At 72.6% G+C, this 23,449-nt stretch carries 22 protein-coding genes; 8 read left to right on the top strand and 14 right to left on the bottom strand.

Features of this window, described 5'->3' with window-relative positions; translation table 11 throughout:
- Nucleotides 1-352: 352 nt before the first annotated feature.
- On the bottom strand, nucleotides 353-757 hold the full coding sequence (gene msrB, locus IEY93_RS06895) for a peptide-methionine (R)-S-oxide reductase MsrB (RefSeq protein WP_189162121.1): 405 nt from the start codon (nucleotides 755-757) through the stop codon (nucleotides 353-355).
- A gap of 263 nt (nucleotides 758-1,020) precedes the next feature.
- Between msrB and ligD the strand changes: the two genes are divergently transcribed.
- Together ligD and IEY93_RS06885 are read left to right on the top strand one after the other, a co-directional pair.
- Entirely contained in the window at nucleotides 1,021-2,040 is a 1,020-nt protein-coding gene (gene ligD, locus IEY93_RS06890; protein ID WP_189162120.1) for a non-homologous end-joining DNA ligase, read from the top strand.
- 187 nt (nucleotides 2,041-2,227) lie between these two features.
- On the top strand, nucleotides 2,228-2,722 hold the full coding sequence (locus tag IEY93_RS06885; RefSeq protein ID WP_189162119.1) for a glutathione peroxidase: 495 nt from the start codon (nucleotides 2,228-2,230) through the stop codon (nucleotides 2,720-2,722).
- A 120-nt stretch (nucleotides 2,723-2,842) separates the two neighbouring features.
- Here IEY93_RS06885 and IEY93_RS06880 read toward each other — a convergent pair whose 3' ends face one another.
- Both IEY93_RS06880 and IEY93_RS06875 read right to left on the bottom strand, forming a co-directional pair.
- Nucleotides 2,843-4,120 (bottom strand): C39 family peptidase, encoded by a 1,278-nt coding sequence (locus IEY93_RS06880; protein WP_189162118.1) that lies wholly within the window; start codon nucleotides 4,118-4,120, stop codon nucleotides 2,843-2,845.
- A gap of 261 nt (nucleotides 4,121-4,381) precedes the next feature.
- Nucleotides 4,382-5,569 (bottom strand): carbohydrate kinase family protein, encoded by a 1,188-nt coding sequence (locus tag IEY93_RS06875; RefSeq protein WP_229690923.1) that lies wholly within the window; start codon nucleotides 5,567-5,569, stop codon nucleotides 4,382-4,384.
- Between the two features lie 212 nt (nucleotides 5,570-5,781).
- Here IEY93_RS06875 and IEY93_RS06870 point away from each other — a divergent pair, with 212 nt between their 5' ends.
- Entirely contained in the window at nucleotides 5,782-7,152 is a 1,371-nt protein-coding gene (locus tag IEY93_RS06870) for a 6-phospho-beta-glucosidase (RefSeq protein ID WP_189162116.1), read from the top strand.
- A gap of 116 nt (nucleotides 7,153-7,268) precedes the next feature.
- Here IEY93_RS06870 and IEY93_RS06865 read toward each other — a convergent pair whose 3' ends face one another.
- Nucleotides 7,269-7,871 (bottom strand): PadR family transcriptional regulator, encoded by a 603-nt coding sequence (locus IEY93_RS06865; RefSeq protein ID WP_189162115.1) that lies wholly within the window; start codon nucleotides 7,869-7,871, stop codon nucleotides 7,269-7,271.
- Nucleotides 7,872-7,943: 72 nt separating this feature from the next.
- Here IEY93_RS06865 and IEY93_RS06860 point away from each other — a divergent pair, with 72 nt between their 5' ends.
- The gene (locus IEY93_RS06860; protein ID WP_203967925.1) at nucleotides 7,944-8,759 is read left to right on the top strand and encodes an alpha/beta fold hydrolase; all 816 of its coding nucleotides are present in this window, start codon (nucleotides 7,944-7,946) and stop codon (nucleotides 8,757-8,759) included.
- A 43-nt stretch (nucleotides 8,760-8,802) separates the two neighbouring features.
- On the opposite strand, the gene IEY93_RS06855 is transcribed toward IEY93_RS06860, so the two are convergent.
- From IEY93_RS06855 to IEY93_RS06830, 6 genes are all read right to left on the bottom strand, one after another.
- Nucleotides 8,803-9,963, bottom strand: coding sequence for an ATP-dependent DNA ligase (locus tag IEY93_RS06855; RefSeq protein ID WP_229690922.1), 1,161 nt, complete (start codon nucleotides 9,961-9,963; stop codon nucleotides 8,803-8,805).
- Entirely contained in the window at nucleotides 9,960-10,682 is a 723-nt protein-coding gene (locus IEY93_RS06850; RefSeq protein WP_189162113.1) for a pyrimidine reductase family protein, read from the bottom strand. Before IEY93_RS06850 ends, IEY93_RS06855 begins: the two co-directional genes overlap by 4 nt.
- Before the next feature lie 54 nt (nucleotides 10,683-10,736).
- Complete coding sequence (gene glgX / locus IEY93_RS06845) at nucleotides 10,737-12,869, bottom strand: glycogen debranching protein GlgX (protein WP_189162112.1); 2,133 nt, start codon at nucleotides 12,867-12,869, stop codon at nucleotides 10,737-10,739.
- Between the two features lie 356 nt (nucleotides 12,870-13,225).
- Nucleotides 13,226-13,654 (bottom strand): OsmC family protein, encoded by a 429-nt coding sequence (locus tag IEY93_RS06840; RefSeq protein ID WP_189162111.1) that lies wholly within the window; start codon nucleotides 13,652-13,654, stop codon nucleotides 13,226-13,228.
- 204 nt (nucleotides 13,655-13,858) lie between these two features.
- Entirely contained in the window at nucleotides 13,859-14,746 is an 888-nt protein-coding gene (locus IEY93_RS06835) for an alpha/beta fold hydrolase (protein WP_189162110.1), read from the bottom strand.
- A gap of 201 nt (nucleotides 14,747-14,947) precedes the next feature.
- On the bottom strand, nucleotides 14,948-16,576 hold the full coding sequence (locus tag IEY93_RS06830) for an isovaleryl-CoA dehydrogenase (RefSeq protein WP_189162109.1): 1,629 nt from the start codon (nucleotides 16,574-16,576) through the stop codon (nucleotides 14,948-14,950).
- 143 nt (nucleotides 16,577-16,719) lie between these two features.
- Between IEY93_RS06830 and IEY93_RS06825 the strand changes: the two genes are divergently transcribed.
- The 3 genes from IEY93_RS06825 to IEY93_RS06815 all read left to right on the top strand — a co-directional run bounded on the left by IEY93_RS06825 (nucleotide 16,720) and on the right by IEY93_RS06815 (nucleotide 19,521).
- Nucleotides 16,720-17,277: a sigma-70 family RNA polymerase sigma factor gene (locus IEY93_RS06825; protein WP_203967926.1), complete on the top strand. Its 558-nt coding sequence runs from the start codon at nucleotides 16,720-16,722 to the stop codon at nucleotides 17,275-17,277.
- Between the two features lie 2 nt (nucleotides 17,278-17,279).
- On the top strand, nucleotides 17,280-18,386 hold the full coding sequence (locus IEY93_RS06820) for a maleylpyruvate isomerase family mycothiol-dependent enzyme (RefSeq protein WP_189162107.1): 1,107 nt from the start codon (nucleotides 17,280-17,282) through the stop codon (nucleotides 18,384-18,386).
- A 244-nt stretch (nucleotides 18,387-18,630) separates the two neighbouring features.
- Entirely contained in the window at nucleotides 18,631-19,521 is an 891-nt protein-coding gene (locus tag IEY93_RS06815) for a DUF1707 SHOCT-like domain-containing protein (RefSeq protein WP_189162106.1), read from the top strand.
- Nucleotides 19,522-19,725: 204 nt separating this feature from the next.
- Here the strand turns inward: IEY93_RS06815 and IEY93_RS06810 are convergent, their stop codons facing one another.
- The 3 genes from IEY93_RS06810 to IEY93_RS06800 all read right to left on the bottom strand — a co-directional run bounded on the left by IEY93_RS06810 (nucleotide 19,726) and on the right by IEY93_RS06800 (nucleotide 21,896).
- A complete protein-coding gene (locus tag IEY93_RS06810; RefSeq protein ID WP_189162105.1) occupies nucleotides 19,726-20,361 on the bottom strand; it encodes a GOLPH3/VPS74 family protein in 636 nt (211 codons plus the stop codon).
- A gap of 180 nt (nucleotides 20,362-20,541) precedes the next feature.
- Entirely contained in the window at nucleotides 20,542-20,988 is a 447-nt protein-coding gene (locus IEY93_RS39680; RefSeq protein ID WP_372444391.1) for a type II toxin-antitoxin system antitoxin, read from the bottom strand.
- A complete protein-coding gene (locus tag IEY93_RS06800; protein ID WP_189162234.1) occupies nucleotides 20,985-21,896 on the bottom strand; it encodes an SPFH domain-containing protein in 912 nt (303 codons plus the stop codon). Before IEY93_RS06800 ends, IEY93_RS39680 begins: the two co-directional genes overlap by 4 nt.
- 253 nt (nucleotides 21,897-22,149) lie before the next feature.
- Here IEY93_RS06800 and cpt point away from each other — a divergent pair, with 253 nt between their 5' ends.
- Nucleotides 22,150-22,722, top strand: coding sequence for a chloramphenicol phosphotransferase CPT (gene cpt, locus IEY93_RS06795; RefSeq protein ID WP_189162104.1), 573 nt, complete (start codon nucleotides 22,150-22,152; stop codon nucleotides 22,720-22,722).
- 155 nt (nucleotides 22,723-22,877) lie between these two features.
- Here cpt and IEY93_RS06790 read toward each other — a convergent pair whose 3' ends face one another.
- Entirely contained in the window at nucleotides 22,878-23,285 is a 408-nt protein-coding gene (locus IEY93_RS06790) for an ATP-binding protein (protein WP_189162103.1), read from the bottom strand.
- Nucleotides 23,286-23,449 lie beyond the last annotated feature (164 nt).

Below are 23,449 nucleotides of genomic sequence, written 5' to 3'. Positions count from 1 at the left end.
GCCGGCGCACGGCCACCCGGCGCCGCCAGAGCGCGGAAGGAGACAGGGCCGGCCCGCGGCGGCCGGGCGTGACCCGACAGGTCGCTCGGAGGGGACGGCGACCGGAGAACGCGCACCCGGGTCCTGCCGCAGACCGCGCAGCGCTGCGTGACCACCCGTCCGATGGTCTCGATGGTCTCCCACCTGTGCCGTAGGTGCAGCATGCGGCTCCCGCACGGGACGCAAGGGCCGGGCCCCCGCGGAGACGGGGGCCCGTGCTGTACTTACCCGGCCGGAGCATGAACACGCGCAGGGCGTCACCTTTCATGCGCTTTGCGTCACACCGCAGGCTGACGGGCCACGACCCGCGCGGTCAGGAGCCGGCGGGGACCAGGCGAAGAGAGACCGAGTTGATGCAGTAACGGTCGTCGGTCGGCGTCGGGTAGCCCTCACCGTGGAAGACGTGCCCGAGATGGGAGTCGCAGCGGGCGCAGCGGACCTCGACGCGCGACATGCCCAGCGAGTGGTCCTCGATCAGGGTGACCGCGTCGGAGTCCGACGGTGCGTAGAACGACGGCCAGCCGCAGTGTGACTCGAACTTCGTATCGGACCGGAACAGCTCGGCCCCGCAGGCGCGGCAGGAGTAGACCCCCTCGACCTTGGTGTCGACGTACTCACCGGTCCACGGGCGCTCGGTGCCCGCCTTGCGGAGTACGTGGAACTCCTCGGGGGACAACTGGACGCGCCACTCGGCCTCGCTCTTGACCACCTTTTCCATGCCTCAAGCCTATGCGGGCGCCGGCGAGGGTAATGGCATACGGCCGCTTGGTCACCACCCCGTAAGAAGCACGCCGTGCGTTCGCGATCAGGTGCCCGGCGTCCGGGCGGGAACAGGCGCGCCGGCCGGTCCGGAGGGCCGGCGTCCGGCCTGCTCGCGCCGTGCTCCGGCGGAGTCCCGGCACGGTGAGCGGGCGCGGACGGTCGTGCGACGGGTTTTGTCCGGTCCGGTTCCTGTCGGTGGCCGCGGGTACGGTCGGAGGCATGGCGTCGCCGTTCATCGAGCTCACCGTCGGAACCCGGGTCGTCAAGGTCACCAACCCTGACAAGATCTACTTTCCCGCCATCGGTGCCACCAAGCGCGAGCTGGTCGAATACTACGTGTCGGTCGGCGAGGGCGCTCTGCGTGCGCTCAGAGACCGGCCCACCTACCTCAAACGCCACCCCGACGGCGTGCTCTCCGAGGCGATCTACCAGAAGCGGATCCCGCCCCGGCACCCCGACTGGCTGCGCACGGTCACCGTCCGCTTCCCGAGCGGCCGCAGCGCCGACGCCCTGCGGGTGACCGAGGTGGCGGCCATCGCCTACTGCGCCAACCTGGGCACGATCGACTTCCATCCCTGGCCCACCCGGGCCGACGACGTCGAGCATCCCGACGAGCTGCGCATCGATCTCGACCCGCAACCCGGCACCGGCTTCGACGACGCCCGCGCGATCGCCTTCGCCGTGCGCGAGGTGCTCGGCGAGCTCGGCATGCGCGGCTTCCCGAAGACCTCCGGCACGCGCGGCATCCACATCAACGTCCGCATCGAGCCCCGCTGGTCGTTCACCGAGGTGCGGCGCAGCGCCATCGCCCTCGCCCGCGAGATCGAGCGCCGCCGTCCCAGCCTCGCCACCACCGCCTGGTGGAAGGAGGAGCGCGGCGAGAAGGTCTTCATCGACTACAACCAGAACGCCCGCGACCGCACCATCGCCAGCGCCTACTCCGTGCGGGCCCGGCCGCACGCCCCGGTCTCCACCCCGCTCACCTGGGACGAACTGGCCGACGCCGACCCTCGCGACTTCGACATCCGCACCGTCCCGCGCCGCTTCGCCGAGCTGGGCGACGTGCACGGCGAGATCGACGACCAGGCCTTCTCCATCGAGCCGCTGCTGGAGTGGTACGCCAAGGACGAACGCGGCGACATGCCCTACCCGCCGAACTACCCCAAGATGCCCGGCGAGCCGCCCCGGGTGCAGCCCAGCAAGGCCCGCCCCTCCACCCCGGAGACCGACCCGGGCTGACCGAGCGCCGGTGAGGGCACCTGCGTACCGCACGGGTGGGAGCGCGAGCGCACGGCGTGGTTCGACCGCGGGCGATTCGCCGAGCCGGTCCCGCTCGCGACCCACCGATCGCCTCGGGGCATCGTCCGGCCTTCCGCACACCGGCATGGCTCTTGGGCGTTGTGGCTTGGTGATCTAGGGTTGCGGGATGAGTGTTCGTGATGTTCCGGTGCGCACGCTGGACGACGCGCCCACCACGCTGGCAGAACTGACCGGTGACGCCGTGACCCTGGTGGTCAACGTGGCCTCCAGGTGCGGTATGACCCCCCAGTACGCCGGCCTCGTCCGGCTTCAGCAGCGCTACGGCGAGCGTGGTTTCACGGTCGTCGGCGCGCCCTGCAACCAGTTCGGCGGCCAGGAGCCCGGGACGGCCGAGCAGATCAAGGAGTTCTGCGTCACGACCTACGGCGTGGACTTCCCGCTCCTTGCGAAGCTCGACGTCAACGGCGAAGGCCGCCACCCGCTGTACACGGCCCTGACCCAGGCCCCGGACGCCGCCGGCGACGCGGGCGACGTCCAGTGGAACTTCGAGAAGTTCCTCCTCGACCGCGACGGCAACATCGTCGCCCGGTTCCGTACCCGCACCGAGCCCGAGGCCGACGAGGTCGTCGAGGCCATCGAGAAGGCCCTCGCCCGGTCCTGACCCGTCCCGCACGGCCGCTCCGCCCGGGCAGGACGGAGCGGCCGCGTCAGGCCAGATGCCGGAATGGTCCCCGCCGGGCCCGCCCGGCCGGCCCGTGACCGTGCACCGGGCCGCCGCTGGTCACCAGTTGGCGGGCAGGCCCGGGGTGGCCGGTGGCAGTGGCCGGTTCGGCGGGTGGATGACGTAGACGATGCCGCGGCTGCTGGAGCCGCGCAGCCAGACGTTCTCGAAGTTCGCCCGCGGGTAGACGCGGCGTACCGCGTCGTTGTCCGGCGAGGCCGGGTCGTTGGCGATGACGTCGCCGGTGGCGGTGAAGCCGATGATCACCATGAGGTGCCCGTTGGTGCCGTAGCCCGCGCCGGGCAGCTCCTCCTTCTTGAACGACTGCGAGGTCACCACCGGGATGCCCGCGGCGATCAGGCGCTCCATCTCGGTCAGCGACCGCAGCCGGGTGACGAAGCCCTCCATGCCGTACCGCCCGGCGTAGGCCGTGTTGAACGGCCAGTTGCCGGCGCCCTCGTAGTCGTGGTCGTAGGTGTACCGGGCCGCGTAGTCCACCTCCGGGTCCGGATCGGCGGGATCGACCCACGCGGTGTCCCGGGCGCTCGGCCATCTGCCCCAGTAGCCGAGGACCATCGTGGTGGAGGTGGGGCTGCACCAGGCCTCTCCGCCGCCGTCCCACTCGGGATAGTGGCCCGCGTGGACGTTCTGCGAGCGGCGCGGCACCTTCAGCTCCACACCCCAGGCGGCGCCGCCGGGGCTGACCGGCACGGTCTCCCGGTCCGGCGCGTCGGAGGCCATCGTGCCCAGCGTGCGCACCGTGGGCCTCACGTGGGAGCCGGGCGTGCGGTAGAGGGTGACCCGCAACTGGTAGGCCGTGATCGGCCGGCCGTCCGCGGCGACGAAGGTGTCGACGGCGACGTAGCCGTTCGCGTCGCCCTGGGAGGGCACCGAGGTGCGCTCGATGTCGCCCTCCCCGTAGGCCCAGCGGCCGAGGACGTACCACTTGGTCAGGCCTGCGGAGTTGCGGCCCCGCATCTCGACCTGCAGCCAGCTCCCGGCCGGGGTGTCGGCGTTCCACGAGGCGATGGCCTCGGTGGCGGCGAAGCCGATCGGGCGTTCCCTGCCGGTCCACCGGGCGTACTCCCAGGTCTTGGTGCCCAGGGCGTCGGTGTAGGTGGTGGTGCCCACCGGGTGGGCGAAGGCGAGGACGGGGCCGGGGGCCACCCCCTCGGCCTGGCCTTGCGGGAACGAGGCCCGCTGGTAGGCGACGTCCACCGGCTCGGCGGCCGCCGAGGCCGCGGCGGGGCTCGCCGCGTGCGTCGTGGTGACCAGGAGGGCGGAGAGCAGCAGGGCGGGTAACGCGGAGAGCGAGGAGAACGGTTTCGGCACGCGCATGGGCTCACCTTGCCTGTCGTCGGTTCGCCGCGACGGTAGATCCTCCCGACTTCCGGCGCATCGGAAGGATTACGTATGGCTTGACAGTACTGACCCCGGGGACACATCGCCCCGGTGCCCTCGCCGGGAGCCGTGCGACGCGGTGCCCAAGACTCCCCGACGGCGGCCTTTGCCCGGCACCGTCCGGGCTGGTGGCGGATGCCGTGACGGCCGGGAGTGGTGCGGCATGCGGGACGGTACGGCGGGCGCGCGGGGCGGGGGTCAGCCGCGGTCCTTGGCGGGGGAGCCGCCGAGCGGGGTGGGATGGCCGGGCTTGGCGGCGCCCGCCGCCACGTCGACGTCGGCGTGCCGGGACATGGTCGCGGTCGCCCGCCGCACCGCGCACATCGGGACGTCCGGCACGATCTGGTCCAGGAAGGCGTACCGGCGGGCCAGCGAGTCGATGTAGGCGCCGCTGTTCCCCCCGGCCGCCGCGGCCCGCACGTCCTGCCACCAGTCGGCGATGTCGCCCCAGCCGGGCGCGGCCAGCGAGCCGCCGAACTGCTGGACGGCCAGGGCCGAGCACACCCCGGCGAAGGCCAGCCGGTCGGCCAGCGGCCAGTCCGACAGCGTGCCGAGCACCAGCCCGGCGCCGAAGACGTCGCCCGCCCCCGTCGGGTCGAGCGCGGTCACCCGCAGCGCCGGGGCGTAGGCCTCCTCGCCGGTCGCCGAGTCGATGGCCATCGCGCCGTTGGCGCCGTCGGTGACGACCGCGAGCGGCACCCGGTCGGCGATCGCGTACAGCGCCTCGCGCGGGGTGTCGGTGTTGGTGTAGGCCATGGCCTCGACGGCGTTCGGCATGAACGCGTGGCACACCTCGAGCTGGTCCAGCAGCGAGGCCGACCAGGTCTCCGACGGGTCCCAGCCGACGTCGGCGAACACCAGCGCGCCGTCCTGGCGGGCGAGGTCGGCCCAGGAGCACCCGTCGCCGCCGAGCGGCTCCTCCAGCGACAGCGGCGCGATGACCGCGCGGGAGCGGGGCGGACGGCCGATCATCTGGGTCATGGGCATCGGCGACGGGTGGCCGTGGGTGACCATGCTCCGGTCGCGGTTGACCGCCACCGAGACGGTCACCGGCGAGTGCCACCGCTGGAACCGGCGTGACCGGGACAGATCCACCGACTCCTGCTCCGACAGGATGCGCCAGTTGAAGTCGGCGTAGTCGTCGTCGCCGAACGCCGCCGCCATGGAGGTGCGCAGGCCGAGCCGGCTGGAGGCGATGGCCAGGTTGGCGATGCCACCCGGGCAGGACCCCATGCCCTCCGCCCACACCTCGGTGCCCGCGGCGGGCATGGCCTGCAGCCCGGTGAAGACGATGTCCAGGAAGACGGTGCCCGCGGTGAACACGTCGAACTCCGGCCCGTCCGGGCCGCGCTTGCCGGCTAGTGGGTCATATGCCTGGGGTGACACGGCGAAGCCTCCTCGACCTGCGAAGATGTGGCACTCTTGCATTTTTTGTCACCGGTGGCAAGGCCGCCGCCGGCGGCGCGCATCGTCTCCTGATCATGTGCTCGGACGACTGGTACCATCCTGACGTGCCGCGGCGCCTCCCGCGCCCCATGACCATCCGGCCGGTCCGCATCCGTGGGGTCACCGCCGCGCGCGCTGGGGGAGGAGTGGGCATGAGGTTGACCATCCTCGGCGGCGGCGGTTTCCGCGTCCCCCTGGTATACGGGGCGCTGCTCGGCGACACCGGCCGGCCGCGCGTGGAGGAGGTCGTGCTGTACGACGTCTCCGCGGAGCGTCTGGCCGTCGTACGCCATGTTCTGGCCGGGCTCGCGGAGCTCGCGGAGCTCGCGGAGGGCCGCGAGGCGCCGCCGCGGGTGCGCGTCACCACCGACCTGGACGAGGCGCTGCGCGGGGCGGCCTTCGTGTTCTCGGCGATCAGGGTCGGCGGGCCGGAAGCCCGCACGGCCGACGAGCGGGTGGCCCTCGACCTCGGCGTCCTCGGCCAGGAGACCACCGGCCCCGGCGGCGTCGCCTACGGCCTGCGTACCGTCCCGGTCGCACTGCACGTGGCCGAACGCGTCGCCGCGCTCGCGCCGGACGCCTGGGTGATCAACTTCACCAACCCGGCGGGCATGATCACCGAGGCGATGCGGCGCGTGCTCGGCGACCGCGTGGTGGGCATCTGCGACTCGCCGGTCGGCCTGGTCCGGCGGGCCGCCCGCGCGCTCGGCCTGGACCCCGCCCGTGTCGTCCCCGACTACGCCGGGCTCAACCACCTGGGCTGGCTGCGCGGCCTGTGGCACGAGGGGCGTGACGTGCTGCCGGGTCTGCTCGCCGACGACGCGGCGCTCGCCGGTGTCGAGGAGGCACGGCTGTTCGGCGCCGACTGGGTGCGCACGCTCGGCGCGCTGCCCAACGAGTACCTGTACTACTACTACTTCGGCAGGGAGGCACTGGCCGCGATCACCGGCGGCGGGCGCACCCGGGGGGAGACCTTGCTGGAGCAGCAGGAACGGTTCTACGCGACAGTCACCCGCGACCCGGCGAACGCGCTGCGCGAGTGGCGGCGGGCCCGGCGCGAGCGCGACGAGTCGTACATGGCGGAGACGCGCGAGAGCGCCCAGGCGGGTGAGCGTGACGAGGAGGATCTGACGGCGGGCGGGTACGAGGGCATCGCGCTCGCCCTCATGACCACCCTGTCCCGTGGCGGGTGCACGACCATGATCCTCAACGTGCGCAACGGCTCGGCGCTGCCCGGGCTGCCGCCCGACGCGGTGGTCGAACTGCCCTGCGTCGTGGAGGCCGCGGGCGTGCGCCCGGTCGCCGCGGCGCCGCTGCCCGGCCCGTTCCTCGGCCTGGTGCAGCAGGTCAAGGCGGTCGAGCGGCTCACGATCGAGGCCGCGGTCACCGGCTCGCCGTCCCTGGCGGTCCAGGCGTTCGCCACCCACCCCCTCGTCGGCTCCGTCTCGACCGCCCGCCGCCTGCTCCAGGGGTACCGCGCCCGCATCCCCGCCCTGGACGCCGTCTTCACCTCCGCCCGCTGACCTCGGCCGCGTCCCCGGGCCGGGGACGGCAGGTGGACGGGACCGGACAGGCGTCACCCGCGACCGCCGCTGCGCCGGGCCGGGTCCGTGGCGGAGGAGCAGGGGGCGGCCTGCCGTCAGTGGCCGGTGTCCCGCCGTGGGTCCTCTGACGAGCCTTCGGCCCGGAGGCCGTCGGCGCGGGGGGTGGCGTCGAGCCGGGCGAGCATCCAGCGGCACCAGTCGGCGCGGTGGCGCTCGTAGCTGAGACCGCACCACAGCGCCGCGTAGTTGCCGAAGGACGGCTCCCCAAGGGAGGGCGTCTCGGCGAAGTCCGCCTGCTGGCTCTCGTACTGGGCGATGCGCTCCTCGTGCAGGGCGAGCTGGGCGCGGAAGAGCCCGGCCACCTCGGCCGGGTCGGCCAGCCACGAGGCGTAGGTCTTCAGCACCAGCTCGTCGCGCTCGGGCCGGGCCCGGGGCGGCTCGGTGACCCACGCGCGCAGGGCGGCCATGCCCTCGGGGGTGAGGTGGTAGACCTTCTTGTCCTGTGGCCCGGGGCCGTGCTCGGCCTCGAAGCGCACCAGGCCGTCGGCCAGCAGTTTCTGCAGGTCGGTGTGGATCTGGCTGTGCCGGGCGGTCCAGAAGTACCCCACTGGGCGGCCCATGACCGCCGTGAGTTCGTAGCCCGTCCGCGCGCCCCTGGCCAGTACGGCGAGGATCGCGAAACCGAGTGTTGATGGCATCGATCCCCGAGTGTAGTGTTCGGCAGCATGCGCTATGTCAGTTCTGACATAGCGGCCAGGGGAGAGGTGGACATGCAGGCGATAGGTCTGGCGGCTTCGGCGCTGGTGGCGGTGCTGGTGCTGAGCGGGTGCGGCGGCGGGACGGCGGCGGTGGGCGCCTCGGGCGGCGCCGCGACCGTCGCCACGACGGCGTCCGGGGCGCCGTCCTCCCCACCGGCGGCCACCCCCGCGCCCTCGCCGTCCCTGGCGTCGCCCTCACCGCGGCCGGTGCCCAAGGGGCCGAACCTGTCAGGGTGCTACACCGAGGACGACGGGAAGATCTTCACCTACGGCAAGGAGAAGCTGCCCGGCGTGGTGATGGGCAAGGGCCCGGTCGGCGTCGTGATCTCCTACGAGCGCGGCGGCAACGCGTGCACCTGGCGCCCGCTGGCCGACCGGCTGGTCTCCTCCGGGTTCCGCGTCCTGCTCTACGCCCGCGACCTGGTGGCCGACCCCTGGGACAACATCGTGGACATGGCCGGGCGGCTGCGCAAGGAGCGCGGTGTCGAGCGCATCGCCCTGGTCGGCGGCTCGATGGGCGGCAGCGCCTCGGTGACCGCCGCGCTGGAGCTGGGGGAGAAGGTGGCGGCGGTGGTGAACATGGCCGGCTCACCCTATGAAGCGGAGATCGCGCGGCTCCGGGTGCCGCTGATGCAGGTCACCGCCGCCTACGACGGGCAGATGGCGACCCGGATGAAGGCCGCCCACGACGCGGCGACCCACCTGCCGGGCCGTGAGCTCCTCGTGGTCCCCGGCGAGTCGGCGCACGCGTCGTGGCTGTTCGAGACCCCGCACGGCCCGCAGACCCTCGACGCGATCATGGCCTTCCTGGAGCGGCATCGCGCCTGACCCGCCCCCGCACGGGGGACGGGGGCGGGTCGGGCGCGCCGGGTCAGCGGGTGAGGATGTCGTCCAGGTTGTAGCCGACCGGGCGTTCGAGCTGCTCGTAGGTGCACGACTCGGGCGTGCGGTCGGTGCGCCAGCGGCGGAACCGCGCGGTGTGCCGGAACCGGTCGCCCTCCATGTGGTCGTAGGCGACCTCCACCACCAGCCTCGGCATGAGCGGGACGAAGGAGAGGTTCTTGCCCGCGCTCCACCGCGAGACCGCCCCCGGCATGCGCTGCGCGGTCGACTCGTCCTGGGAGGCCCACGAGCTCCACGGATGCCCGCGCAGGTCGGGCATGACGTACGGCCGCAGCTCGTGCACCAACTCGGCCCGGCGCTGCATCGGGAAGGCCGCCGACACCCCCACGTGGTGCAGCACCCCCGCCGAGTCGTACAGGCCGAGCAGCAGCGACCCGACGATCGCCCCGGACTTGTGCTCGCGGTACCCCGCGACGACGCAGTCGGCGGTGCGCTCGTGCTTGACCTTGAGCATCGCGCGCCGGTCGGGCTCGTACGGCCGGTCGGTGGGCTTGACCACGATGCCGTCCAGCCCGGCGCCCTCGAACATCTCGAACCACTCGCCGGCGCGCTCGTCGCTTTCGGTGACCGGGGTGAGCCGCACCCGGTCTCCCGCGCCGGCCAGCGCCTCGATGAGCCGGGCGCGACGCTCCCCGAACGGGGTCTCCATCAGGTTCTCCTCGCCCAGGGCGAGCAGGTCGAAGGCGACGAACGTGGCGGGCGTCCGCTCGGCGAGCAGCCGCACCCGGGAGGCCGCCGGATGGATGCGCTGCTGCAGGGCGTCGAAGTCGAGGATCTGGCCCTGCCGCAGCACGATCTCGCCGTCGACCACGCAGCGCTCGGGCAGCTCGCGCCGCACGGCTTCGACGATCTCGGGGAAGTAGCGGTTGAACGGCCGTTCGTTGCGGCTGCCGAGGTACACCGTGTCGCGGTCCCGGAACACGATGCACCGGAACCCGTCCCACTTCGGCTCGTACAGCAGCGTGCCGTCCTGCGCGGGCAGCGTCCTGACCGCCTTGGCGAGCATCGGCGCCACCGGCGGCGGGACCGGGAGGTCCATCTCCGGCGGCGGCTCAGACGGTGCCGCGCCCTTCTTGGCGGCGCCCGCCACGGCCTCGGCGGGCGCCGGGTCGCCGGGAAGTCCACTCATCGCTGCTCCCTGATGTACCGGCAGAAGAGGTAGCCGTCCTCCTCCAGCACCTGGGCGAGGCGGAGCGGCACGTGGGCGGGGGGTCCGTTGAGGATGCGCGCGGCGTCGCCCCCGGTCAGCAGCGGGCTGATCGTCAGGCACAGCTCGTCCACCAGCCCTGCCGCGGCGAGCTGCCCGTTGATCCGCGGCCCGCCCTCGCACAGGACGCGGCCGAGGCCGCGCTCGCGCAGTGCCTCGACGGCCAGGGGCAGGTCGACCCGCTCATCCCCGGCCACGATCACGTCGGCGTACCGCGCGGCCTCGTCGCGGCGGTCCTGCGGCGCCCGCTCGGTGGTGATCACGATGGTGCGCGCGTACGGCTCGGCCTCGGTGAACAGCGGTCCGGCGAGGTCGAGGTCGAGCCGCCGGGTGATCACCGCGATCGGCGGGGCCGCCGGGCGCCCGACCCGCAGCTCGCGCCAGGACGGGCGCGGGCGGGCCGGTCCGTACGCCTCGGTGCGCACCGTGGAGGCGCCGGCGAGCACCACGTCGGCGAGGCCGCGCAGCACGCCGAACACCCGCCGGTCGCCCTTGCCGGACAACCCCTCGGACACGCCCTTGAGCCAGGCGCCCCCGTCGGCGCCGGAGACCATGTTGAGCCGCAGCCACCTCTGCTCGGGGTAGGCGTAGGCGTGGGCGAGATCGACCTCGTCGGCGGGGCCCGGAAGGATGCGTCGCACGTACCTACCTTGGCACAGGTGGGACCGCCGGTCGCGGAGGGGGCGGGGTGGTGGTCAGGGGCGGCGGGGACGGGCGGTGGAGCGGAGGATCTGCATCGACCTGCTGGTCACCTCGATCTGGGCGCCCGGGATGTGCTCCCGGTGCGTGGGCCGGTGCGGGTCGGGACGCTCGTCGGCGGTGTCCAGCACCGGCTGCCACCCGGGAGCGAACTCCTCGCCGGGCAGGCAGAAGGGGATGCTCTCGTGATGGGCGTTGACCAGCAGCAGGAAGGAGTCGTCGCTGATGCGCTCGCCGCGCGGCCCGGGCTCGCTGATCGCCTCGCCGTTGAGGAACACCGCCATCGCCTTGCCGAAGCCGCTGTGCCAGTCGTCGGAGGTCATCTCCTTGCCCGACGGCGTCAGCCACACGATGTCGCGGACGTCGCCCTCGGGCACCCGGCCGAGGAAGAAGCGGCGGCGCCGGAAGACCGGATGCTTCTTGCGGAACCGGGCCAGGGCGCGGACGAACTCCAGCAGGTCCGGCTCGGAGCGCAGCAGCGACCAGTCGACCCAGGAGACCTCGTTGTCCTGGCAGTAGGCGTTGTTGTTGCCGTGCTGGGTGCGGCCGATCTCGTCGCCGTGCAGCAGCATCGGCACGCCCTGCGACACGAACAGGGTGGTGAGCAGGTTGCGGCGCTGGCGCCGGCGCAGCGCGACGATCGCCGGGTCCTCCACCGGGCCCTCGGCGCCGCAGTTCCACGACCGGTTGTCGTCGGTGCCGTCGCGGTTGTTCTCGGCGTTGGCGTCGTTGTGCTTGCGGTCGTAGGAGACCAGGTCGGTGAGGGTGAAACCGTCGTGGCAGGTGACGAAGTTGATCGAGGCCACCGGACGGCGCCCGCTGGTGGCGTACAGGTCGGAGGAGCCGGCCAGGCGCGAGGCGAACTCGGGCAGCACCGGGGGGCCGCCCCGCCAGAAGTCGCGCACGCTGTCGCGGTACTTGCCGTTCCACTCGGTCCACAGCGGCGGGAAGTTGCCCACCTGGTAGCCGCCCGGCCCGACGTCCCACGGCTCGGCGATCAGCTTGACCTGGGAGATCACCGGGTCCTGCTGGATGAGGTCGAAGAACGCCGACAGCCGGTCCACGTCGTGCAGTTCGCGGGCCAGGGCGGCGGCCAGGTCGAACCGGAAGCCGTCGACGTGCATCTCCATGACCCAGTAGCGCAGGGAGTCCATGATGAGCTGCAGCGCGTGCGGCGAGCGGACGTTCAGTGAGTTGCCGCAGCCGGTGTAGTCGAGCAGCAGCCGCCGGTCGCCGTCCAGCAGCCGGTAGTAGGAGGCGTTGTCGATGCCGCGGTAGGCCAGCGTGGGGCCCATGTGGTCGCCCTCGGCGGTGTGGTTGTAGACCACGTCGAGGATGACCTCGATGCCGGCCTCGTGCAGGGCCTTGACCATGCCCTTGAACTCCAGCACCTGCTCGCCGCGCTGCCCGGCGCTGGCGTAGGTGTTGTGCGGGGCCAGGAAGGCGATGGTGTTGTAGCCCCAGTAGTTGGTCAGCCCGCGGGCCACCATGGCGTGCTCGGGTACGAACTGGTGCACCGGCATGAGCTCGACGGCCGTGACGCCGAGGCTCACCAGGTGGTCGATCACCGCGGGGTGGGCCAGGCCCGCGAAGGTGCCGCGCTGCGCGGGCGGCACGTCCGGGTGGCGCATGGTGAGCCCGCGCACGTGCGCCTCGTAGATCACGGTCTCGTGGTACGGGACGCGGGGCGGGCGGTCGGCGCCCCAGTCGAAGAACGGGTTGATCACCACGTTCTTCGGCATGTACGGCGCGCTGTCGTCGGTGTTGCGCCGGCCGGGATCGGCGAACTGGTAGGCGAACAGCGACTGGTCCCAGCGCACCTCACCTTCGATGGCCTTGGCGTACGGGTCGAGCAGCAGCTTGCTGGGGTCGCAGTGGTGCCCGGCGGACGGATCGTAGGGCCCGTGGACCCGGTAGCCGTATCGCTGGCCGGGCATGACTCCGGGAAGGTAGCCGTGCCAGACGAACCCGTCGACCTCGGGCAGGTCGATGCGGGTTTCGTGCCCGGAGTCGTCGAATAGGCAGAGCTCGACCCGCTCGGCGACTTCGGAGAAGAGCGAGAAGCTCGTACCCACGCCATCCCAGGTGGCGCCCAGGGGGTACGGCTCACCAGGCCAGACCTCGCGCATGTAGCCTCATTGTGGTCGTGGAACGGTTCGCGGTGCGACTGTGATCGCGCGGCGTGCCGCGTCGTCATCGGTGTGCCCGGTCTCTCCTCTCGGGTCGGGCTGTCCGTGGCCGCATACCTCAGTGCTTGCGTTCCGGCTCTACCGTCGATTATTAAAGCCGTTGATCTGATTTACCAGATCTTTGCCGCCAGAGTGCCCTGCTCGCCGGGGCCGGTGTCATGTCCAGGCACGCGGCGTCTTCCCAAAATACCGCAAAACCGGCAAATCGCCCGTAAAGCGCAACGGGTGACGTACGGCCGCGATATGGCGAGACCCCCGCGCGGACGTCCGCACGGGGGCCTTCGCGGGAGGCGTCTTCAGCCGACGAGCTCGGCGTTCAGCGTGATGGTGGTGCCGGCGAGGGCCTTGCTGACCGGGCAGTTGGCCTTCGCGGTCTCGGCGGCGGTCTGGAAGTCCTCCGCGGAGATGCCCGGCACCTGCGCCTGCACCGACAGCACGATGCCGGTGATGCCCTCACCCGGCTGGAAGGTCACCTCGGCCTTGGTGTCCAGCGCCTGCGGCGGCGTGCCGGCCTGGGCGAGCCCGTGCGACAGCGCCATCGAGAAGCAGGACGAGTGCGCGGCGGCGATGAGCTCCTCCGGGCTGGTCTTGCCGTTGGCCTCCTGCGACCGCGAGGCCCAGGTGACGTCGAAGGTGCCCACGCCGGAGGTGTCGAGCGACACGGTGCCCGAACCGTCGAGCAGCGCGCCCTTCCACTGGGTGGTCGCGGTACGAATGGTCGCCATGCGATCTTCCCTTTCAACACTGAGGTGGTTGCATGCCCGAACCTACACGCGGGCCTGGTGCGCCCGGTGCTCGGCTCGTACCAGATCTTCCACCTCGGTCCACGGCCCGAGGAACGCGGGGGCGTTTCACGGTGAGCGGCGGTTCGCCGCCCGGCGGGTCGACCGCGATGTCCCGTGCGAGTGCGGATCCCTGCCGGCTGCCGCTCACGCGCCGGCGGAACCGACGAAGGCGAGCACGCGGGCGTTGACCTCGGTGGCGCACTGGCCTGCGATCGAGTGGGTGGCGTGCGGCCACAGCTCTGGCTGGACGTGCGGGATGAGGGCTTTGGCGCGCTCGTACGCCTTGCGCGGGTCGTGGATGACGCTGCGGCCCGCGACCACGGCCAGAGTGGGAGCCGTGATGGAGCGGAGGTCGTCGTCGGCCGGGTACGCCGGAGGTGGCAGGGCGGTGCGGTAGTGGCGCAGGCCGGCGATGATGACGCGGGCCACCGGGTCGTCGTGCGGGACCGGGTCGCCGCCGTTGACCCAGCGCAGAAAGGCCGGAAGGCCCCAGGCGGCGGTGAAAGGCAGAGCGGCGGGGATGGTGCGCAGGACGACGCCGACGGGTACGCGGCCCAAGGTGGCGGCCGGGTCCAGCAGGGTGAGGGACGCCACGCGCGCGGGGGTGCGGATCGCCTGGTTGCAGGCGAGCCAGCCGCCGATCGACACCCCGACCAGGTGACAGGTGTGGACGCCGATGCCGTCGAGCACGGCGGTGACCCAGGCGGCCTGGTCGCCGGGGCCGGTGATGGGGGCCGTCTGCACGCTGAGGCCACCCTCACCGAGCAGGTCGAGCGCGTAGACGGTGTGGTGCTCGGCGAAGGCCGCGAGGTTGGGCAACCACATGATGCCGGTGGCGGCCCTGCCGTGCAGCAGCACCAGAGGCGGGCCGCCCGCTTCGCCGAACCGGTGGACGCGCACTCTGCCGAAGGGTGTCGGCACGTCACGCGTCTCAGTGGGCGGCGGCAGCGCGGTCAGCCCTTCTTGGTAAATCCGAATGAACTCCGCTTCCGCGGCGGGCGTGACGAACCGCCCCACGCGTGCCCGAGGCATGACCACCTCCTTTCACCATACGATGCCGCCCTCCCTCGCCTGATGGGAGCCACCGGGCCGGTGAGGCGGTCGTGAGGGCCAGGGTGTTCAAGGGACGGGCAGCGCGAGGGCGCCGGACTTCGGGGGTACGGGATGACGCGGCGGCCGCCAGGGATCCTTCACACGATCCGAAGGGGAATCGCTCCGATCGCCCGCTCCGTCTTAGGAGATCTTCATGGTGACCCGTTCGATGATCGCTCCGAGGTCCACGCCGGATGGAAGGCCGCCGTACGCCAGGCTCCGTTCCGGTCCCAGCCGGGAGGCGCAGAAAGCGTCGGCGACGGCGGACGGGCCGTGTCTCACCAGCAGGGATGCCTGGAGGACGAGGGCAAGGCGTTCGACCGTGTGCCGCGCGCGGTATTCAAGGGTGGCGGGGTCGGTGAGGGCCGCCTTGGCTTGGCGAACGGCGGTGTCGAGATGGGGGTCGGCGCCCTTCGCGAGGTCGACCTCGCCGAAGAAGGCGTCCAGGTTGTCCGGTTCCTTCGCAATTGATCTGAGCACGTCCAGCGCGGCGACGTTGCCCGAGCCCTCCCAGATGCCGTTGAGCGGGGACTCGCGAAGCAGCCGCGGCATCTGCGACTCCTCGACGTACCCGTTGCCGCCCAGGCACTCCAGCGCCTCGGCCGCGTGCGCCGGCGCACGCTTGCACACCCAGTACTTGGCCGCGGCCAGCGCCATACGGCGCAGCGCGCCCTCGCCGGTGTCACCGCGGATCGCCCGGTCGGTCGCCCCGGCCAGCCGCAGCATGACCGCGGTCGCCGCCTCCGACTCCACGGCCAGGTCGGCGAGCACGTTGCGCATCAGCGGCCGCTCGGCCAGTGCCGTGCCGAACGCCCTGCGGTGGGTCGCGTGGTGCACCGCCTGCGTCACCCCGTACCGCATGCCGGCGGCCGAGCCGATCACGCAGTCCAGGCGGGTCATGTTCACCATCTCGATGATGGTGCGCACCCCGCGCCCCTCCTCGCCCACCAGATGGGCCACCGCGCCCTCGTACTCGACCTCGGCCGAGGCGTTCGACCGGTTGCCGAGCTTGTCCTTCAGCCGCATGAGCCGCATCGCGTTGCGCGAGCCGTCCGGCAGGACGCGGGGGAGCAGGAAGCACGACAGCCCGCCCGGAGCCTGGGCCAGCACCAGGAACGCGTCGCACATCGGCGCCGAGTTGAACCACTTGTGACCGGTGATGGCGTACGTCCCGTCACCCAGCGGCTCGGCGCGGGTGGTGTTGGCGCGCACGTCCGAGCCGCCCTGCTTCTCGGTCATCGCCATCCCCGCCAGCACCCCGCGCTTGGCCGCGGCCGGCCGCAGCCCGAAGTCGTAGGCGCGGGAGGCCAGCAGCGGCTCCCACTCGGCCGCCAGGGCCGGACTGTGCCGCAGCGCCGCCACGCAGGCGTACGTCATCGAGATCGGGCAGCCGTGCCCGGCCTCGACCTGCGACCACACGAAGAACTTCGCGGCCCGCGCCACGTGCGCGCCCGGACGGGACGAGGACCAGGGAGCGGCGTGCAGGCCGTGCTCGACGGCCACGGTCATCAACTCGTGCCAGGCCGGATGGAACTCCACCTCGTCGATCCGCACGCCGTACCGGTCGTGGGTGCGCAGCACCGGCGGATGCTCGTTGGCCAGGCGCCCCCACTCCTGCGCCTGGGCGGACCCGGCGAGCGTTCCGAGGATGCGCAGCTCACCGAGCGCCCACTCGGCTCCCTCGCGCCGGACGCCCTCGGCCATCGCCGGATCGTCCGCGACGTCGTGGCCGGTCAGCGGCGGGACCTGGTTGGTGACCTCGTGCGTCAAAGGATGCCTCCGGAGGTGCGGGTGCGGGCCGGTCGGGTGGCGGGCCACCGATCCATGCGGGCTTCGCCATCCATATCAACATTTGGCGGCGACAGTGGGATGCTCGGGTCGCCGGCCGAGGTCGACCAAGGAGGGTGGGACCGGTGGAGGGCCCAGGAACGGCCGACGATCGGCTGCTTCACCAGCGCGTCGTCGGCGGTGACGAGAGCGCGCTGAGCGAGGTGCACGACCGGCTGTACCCGCTGGTCCTGGGCCTGGCGATGCGGGTCACCCGCGACCGCTCGGTGGCCGAGGACATCGTGCAGGAGGTCTTCGTCACCTTCTGGGAGCGCCCGCTGGCGTTCGACCCCGACCGCGGATCGCTGCGCGGGTGGCTCGCCACGATCGCGCACCGCAGGGCCGTCGACCACGTCCGCACCGAGGAACGCCACCGGGTGGCGGCGATCGGCCCCCGCCTGACCGAGCCGGAGCCGAGCCCGCTGGAGGACTGGGTGCTCGCCGCCGACGAGGCCGCGCGTGTACGGCTCGCCGTGAGCAGGCTGCCCGGAGAGATGCGCGAGGCCATCGAACTCGCCTACTACCGTGGCCGTACCTACCGGCAGGCGGCCGTGGAACTCGGCCTGCCCGAGGGCACGGTCAAGTCCCGCATCCGGCTGGGCCTGCGCCGGCTCGCCGACGAGCTCGCCGAGAAGGAGGTGTGACGGTGCCCCACCACTCCGCCCCCCTCGGCGACACCCCCGGCCCTGACCGCGCGTCCACGCTCGGCGCCCCCGGCCCTGACCGCGCGTCCACGCCCGGCGAGCCCGCCGCAGGGCGCCCGCCCGTCTCCTCCGATCCCGGCCGGGTGTCGACCGGCGAGGCGGGGGAGCCCGGGGGCGGGGCCGTGCCGGGGGTGCCCGGGACGGCGGATCCGGTGACGCGGCTGCGCCTCGACGTGCTGGCCGAGGCCGCGTCCGAGGCGCCTCCGGGCGCGCGGGAGCGGTTGCTGGCGGCCGCGCGCGCCGCCCGCCCGCCGGCCGTGGCCGTCGCCGGCATCGCCGCCCCGTACGCGGCCCGGGTCGCCGCCATGGACGCGCTGCTCGCCTGCGCCGGCGAGGCCGACTGGTCGCGGACCATCGTCGAAGGCTGGACGCTGCAGCAGCTCCTGGCCCACCTCGCCGCCACCGACGGCCTGGTCGCCGCCGCCATCGGCGCCCCCGTCGCCGGTCCCGCGACGGCGGCGGACGCCGACGTGGCCGAGCGTACGGCCGCGATGATCGCCCATGTCGCCGGGCAGCCGCCCGAGCTCACCCGCGCCGACTGGCGCGCCCAGGCCGGCGCGATCTGCCGGCGGGCAGCCTCGCTGGACCCGGCGACCCTCATCGCCCCGGGCGGCATGGCCTTCCCCCTACCCGACCACCTGCTGGCCCGCATGCTGGAGACCTGGATCCACACCGCCGACGCCGCCGCGGCGATGGGCCGTTCCCTGCCCCTGCCGGTCGCCGGGCACATCACTCCGACGGCCGACTTCTGCGCCCGGCTGCTGCCCTGGACGAGCGCCCTGAGTGGCGTGGAGGCCGCGGACCGGGCGATACGCCTCACGCTGACCGGCCCCGGGGGCGGGGCATGGCACGTTCCGCTCGACCTGGGGCGCGCCGTGGTGCCGGACGACGGGTCGCCGGTGGACGCCACGATCACCTGCGACGCCGTCGGGTTCTGCTTCCTGCTCGGCGGCCGGGGCGCTCCCGCGACCTTCCCCGCCGAGGTCACCGGGGACGCCGGCCTGGCCCGCGACGTCCTGCACGCCGCCCCCGCCCTCTCCGGCCCCTGACGGGAGCCACCGGATCGCCTGATCAGGCGGACCCGGCGCCCTGTGCCCGATGGTGGAGCAGCAGCCGGTCCTCCTCGCACGATCACCGCCAGGATGCTCGCCGTCTCCGTCCGGACGCCCTGCCGGACGCCTGAGGGTGGCCGTGCCCCCACCCGTCCCGCCGGAGGCCTTACCGAGGAGGAGGATCCTCGTTTCCTCCTCTGGGAGGATCAGCCGGAACAGAGATGCGCGGTAGATTCGGGTCATGAATGATCCGGGTGGTATGCGCGCCTCGGATGCCGAGCGCGAGGCCGTGGTGGAGCGGCTCAGAGAGGCCTCCGTCGACGGGCGCCTCACGCTGTCGGAGCTGACCGAGCGCACGGAGGCCGCCTACCTCGCCGTCACCCACGCCGAGCTGGCCCAGATCACCGCGGATCTGCCGGGGGGCACGGCGACCGCCGCGGCACCCGGCCCGCATCCCGCGCCCGCGCGGCCGCCCGGCCGGGCCCGGCGCTGGTACGTGGCCGTCATGGGGGACACCAAGCGGCGCGGCAAGTGGCGGGTGGACCAGGAGATCGGCGCGGTCGCGGTCATGGGCGACGTGACCATCGACCTGCGCGAGGCCGAGGTGCGTTCCAACGAGATCGACATCGTCGCCACCGCGGTCATGGGCGACGTGAAGATCATTGTGCCGGACGGCGTGGACGTCGACCTCAGCGGCATGGCGATCATGGGTGACAAGCGGGCGGACGTCGTGGAGGCGCCGCCGGGCCAGCAGGTTCCGGTGGTCAGGGTCCGCGCGTACGCCGTGATGGGCGATGTGAAGGTCATCGGTGACTCCCGGGCCAAGCCGATCAGACGGTCCTTGGCCGCGTGGACCGACTGGTGGCTGGAACGGCGCGGGGCGATGTACGGGGACCACCTGGGTTCTCTGCGGGGTCTGGGCGAAGAGGTGCACCGCGCTCACGACGACGCCCACCGTCACCACCGTGAAGCCCTGCACGACGCTCACCGGTACCAACGCGAGGCTCTTGACGACGCCCGCCGGTTCCAGCGCGAGGCCATGCGCCAGACCCGCGATGCCATCCGCCAGGTCCGCAGGGACGTCCGCCGCGGTGACCCGCCGCCCCCACCACCCGCGCCCCCATACGCCTGATCCGCCACCGGGGGCCGTGCCCTCGTACCTAATCCGGCCACCGCCGCCCGCGTCCCCGTACGGCTGCCCCACGCCCGTGTAGGGCCCACCCGCGCCCCTTCCGCGTTCGGGGCGCGGTGCCGGCCCGGCGTCCCGTCCATGGCCGGTCGTCCCGTGGTGTGGCCGGTGTCCGAGGTACCGCCGGCCCCACGGCACGCGGTGAGGTCAGCCGGCCGCTGCTGCGGCCTGGGCGGCCTGGATGGCCTTGTGCAGGGCGCGGGGCACGGGTGCCACGACGTCGCCGAGTTCGTCGCCGCGCTTGCGGGCCGCCCGCCACTGCGACCCCGGCATGACCGTCCGGAGCCGCACCACCGCCGCGAGCGCGGTGAGCGCGGCCTCCCTGTCGTCCATGCGTGACACCGGCTGCCCGCCCCGCATGGCGGTGGACACCGTCGAGGCCAGCCGCCGCACCACCCGGGTGTCGCGTACGGTCACCCTGGCCAGCGGGATGACGCCGAGCAGCCTGCGGTGCTCCACCCGGATCCAGCCGCCGGCCTCGAGCTGGTCCCGCACCTGACGCACCGCGCGGCCCGACCCCTTGTTCACCCAGTGCTGCCAGGTGCGCCGCCGGGAGTTCGCGATCTGCTGGAACGCGGCGTCCAGCACCTGGTCGTCCACGATGGCCGTGCGCCTGACCTCAGGACCGCCGGTGGCGTCGGCGAGGTGACCGCGCAGCATCAGCTCGGCCAGGACTCCGGCCCGGATCAGATAGCCGAGCTTCCAGCGCGAGGTCAGCCGCTTGCGCTCGACGTCGTACGCCAGCAGCCAGAGCCGCTGAGGCAGGGTCTCGGGCAGGTTCACCGGTACCTCCTGTCGCTCTTGTTCTCCATGAGGGGATGCACCGGCCGGCCCTGGTTCGGGGCCGGCCGGATAGATCAAGACGAGCCGTGCGCTTTGGAGTGGCCCTGCCGTCCCGGCAGCCGGCTCGTTCTGGTCGGTCTTCTCTTCCATAAGGGAGCTTCTGGCCGCCGCCCGGAAGGTTCAGGACGAGCCGTGCGGCTCGGAGTGCCCTGAGCCGTCCCGGCCGCCGCCCTCCACCGTCCTGACCCGGCCTTCAGCGTGTGCGGCGCGGTCATGATCGGGCTCGGCGTGCCCGGGCTCGCGGTGAGGGCCGGGTCCGGCTCGGCGGTGATCGGGCTCGGCGTTGCCGGGTTCCACCGGGCCGTCCTCCTGCTCAGGCCGGCCGCCATCGAGGTCACCGGGTCCCGGCCGCCCATCGCCGGCCGGATCGGCGGATCTCTTCGGTGGGCGGCCTCGCTTTGGCATGCCGCCCACCTCGTCGGGTAGCCGGCCCGCGCCGGCCAGCGCCCGCCGCAGCAGGAACTCGATCTGGGCGTTCGTGCTGCGCAACTCGTCGCCCGCCCACCGGGCGATCGCGTCGTGGACGACCGGGTCGAGCCGCAGCAGGATCTTTTTGCGTTCGCTCACTGGTACAGGGAGCCGGTGTTGACGACCGGCTGCACGTCCTTGTCGCCGCAGAGCACCACCAGCAGGTTGCTGACCATCGTCGCCTTCCGCTCGTCGTCCAGGTCGACGACGTCGGCGGCGTCCAGCCGGTGCAGGGCGGCCTCCACCATGCCGACCGCGCCCTCGACGATCTGCCGGCGGGCGGCGACGATCGCGCTGGCCTGCTGGCGGCGCAGCATGGCCTGGGCGATCTCCGGCGCGTACGCGAGGCGGGTGATCCGCGACTCGATGACCCGCACCCCGGCCGAGGCGACCCGGGCGGCGATCTCGGCCGACAGCTTGGCGGTGATCTCGTCGGCGTTGTCGCGCAGCGAGAGCTGGCCGTCGTCGTGGGAGTCGTAGGGGTAGTTGCCCGCGATGTGCCGGACGGCGGTCTCGGTCTGGATGGCGACGAACTCCACGAAGTCGTCCACCTCGAACAGGGCCTTGGCCGTGTCCTCGACCTGCCACACCACGACGGCCGCCATCTCGATCGGGTTGCCGTCGATGTCGTTCACCTTGGCGATGTCGGTCTCGTGGTTGCGGATGCGCGTCGAGATCGTCCGCCGCTGGGTGAACGGGATCGTCCAGCGCAGGCCGTCGGTACGGACCGTGCCCAGGTAGCGGCCGAGCAGCTGCACGACCCTGGCCTGTCCGGGCGCGACCGCCATCAGCCCGCTCAGCAGCAGGACGGCGACGAAGATGAGCGCGACCCCGACCCCGATCAGGGCCGGCGAGCCCTGCTCGCCCTGGGCGATGAGCACCGCGACCCCCGCCGCGGTCAGCAGCAGGGCCAGCCCCACGATGGGCCACCCCGACGCCTCCAGCGGACGCCGCTCGCTCACCTGCGGTGCGGGCATGTCCACCGCGACCTCGTCCAGCTTCTCCATGGCGACCATCGTTCCTCCAGGGGGCTCATCCGATGGCACCACCATAGCAAAGTGATATCACTTTTCAAACCCTCATCTGACGGAAGGACGCCTATCCGGCGCGGTCGGCCGGCTCGGCGAAGTAGCGCTGGGCCGGCCCCGAACCCGGCGCAGCGGCCACCGGCCGGAGGGTGTTCGCCAGGACGTCTCGGCGGGCGGCGTTCAGCCGAAAACGGTTTCCCGGCCTGGTGGCCGAACCTCTAGCGTGTACGTCATGGCGACCCAGGTGATCGTGCTCAACGGCGGGTCCAGTGCGGGCAAGTCCACGATCGCCCGGCATCTGCAGGCCGTCCTGCCGCGACCGTGGCTCACGTTCGGCGTCGACTCGCTCATCGAGGCGATGCCGCGGTCCATGCAGGCCTCGGACACGGGGCTCGAGTTCGCCGCCGACGGCGGCGTGAGCGTCGGCGCGGACTTCATGGCGCTGCAGTCGGCGTGGATGGAAGGGATCGCCGCGATGGCCCGTGCCGGCGCCCCCGTGATCATCGATGACGTCTTCCTCGGCGGGGCGCATTCACAGCGGCGTTGGCAACGAGCACTCGGCGGGCTGGACGTCCTGTGGGTCGGCGTCCGGTGCGACAGCACGACCGCCGCCGAGCGCGAGAAGGCCAGAGGAGACCGCATCACGGGAATGGCGGCGACACAGGCCACGGTGGTCCACGAAGGTGTGCGCTACGACCTGGAGGTCGACACCACCCGAACCGCCTCCCTCACCTGCGCCCAGACCATCGCCGCCCACCTGCGATCCCCCGGCGAAGACCACCTCCCGCCGGAAGCAGGAAAGTAAGAGGGTGCGCCCCCGCGGACCGCACCCTCCAGGGGCGAACACCGGGACAAGCGCAACTTCATCACGATGCCGGCTGCATGCCCGGCCGACCGGCTTGCGGCCGAACGGTTCGGCGGGCGTGCAGCCTGCGCGAATCGAAGAGTCGCAGGAGTTCGTCACTTGCCGGCGAGCCGGAACCAGACCGCGCGCCCGGCTGCGGTCTCGTACCATCCCCAGTCCGTCGCCACCTCTTGCAGTAACCACAGGCCGCGCCCGCCGTCGTCGTCCAGCCTGACCTCCGGGCACACGGTGGGTCTGCTGGTCCACGAGCCGCCGTCGATCACGTCGATGTGGAGCGTTCCATCGTGTTCGGCCACGACGATGGTGATCCGTCCGGCGGGGCACCGTCCGGAGTCGGAGTACCGCACCGAGTTGGTGACCAACTCGGTCACCAACAGCAGCGCGGCGTCCGTCTGTGGATGATCGGTGCCGTCGAGCAGGCCACGCACACAGCTCCGGGCTCGGGGGACGGCCGCGATCTGCGCAGGAAGGTCAACCTGCCCCAGCAGCCCGAGCGCCTTCACCGCACTCCCTTCACGAGCCGCTCCGACACCAATCGACCCCAGTCCGGGCGCCGCCGCGTGCGTCCACCCGCCTTCGCATTGCCTCCTCGGCTGGACCTTGCCGCAGGACGGTCCGGTGGAACGAAGATCTCCAGACTCGGCCGTTCCCCCGGCGGCAGCCGGAC

Source organism: Sphaerisporangium melleum, assembly GCF_014646695.1.
Lineage (GTDB): Bacteria > Actinomycetota > Actinomycetes > Streptosporangiales > Streptosporangiaceae > Sphaerisporangium > Sphaerisporangium melleum.
This window is presented reverse-complemented; position numbering and strand designations above follow the sequence as displayed.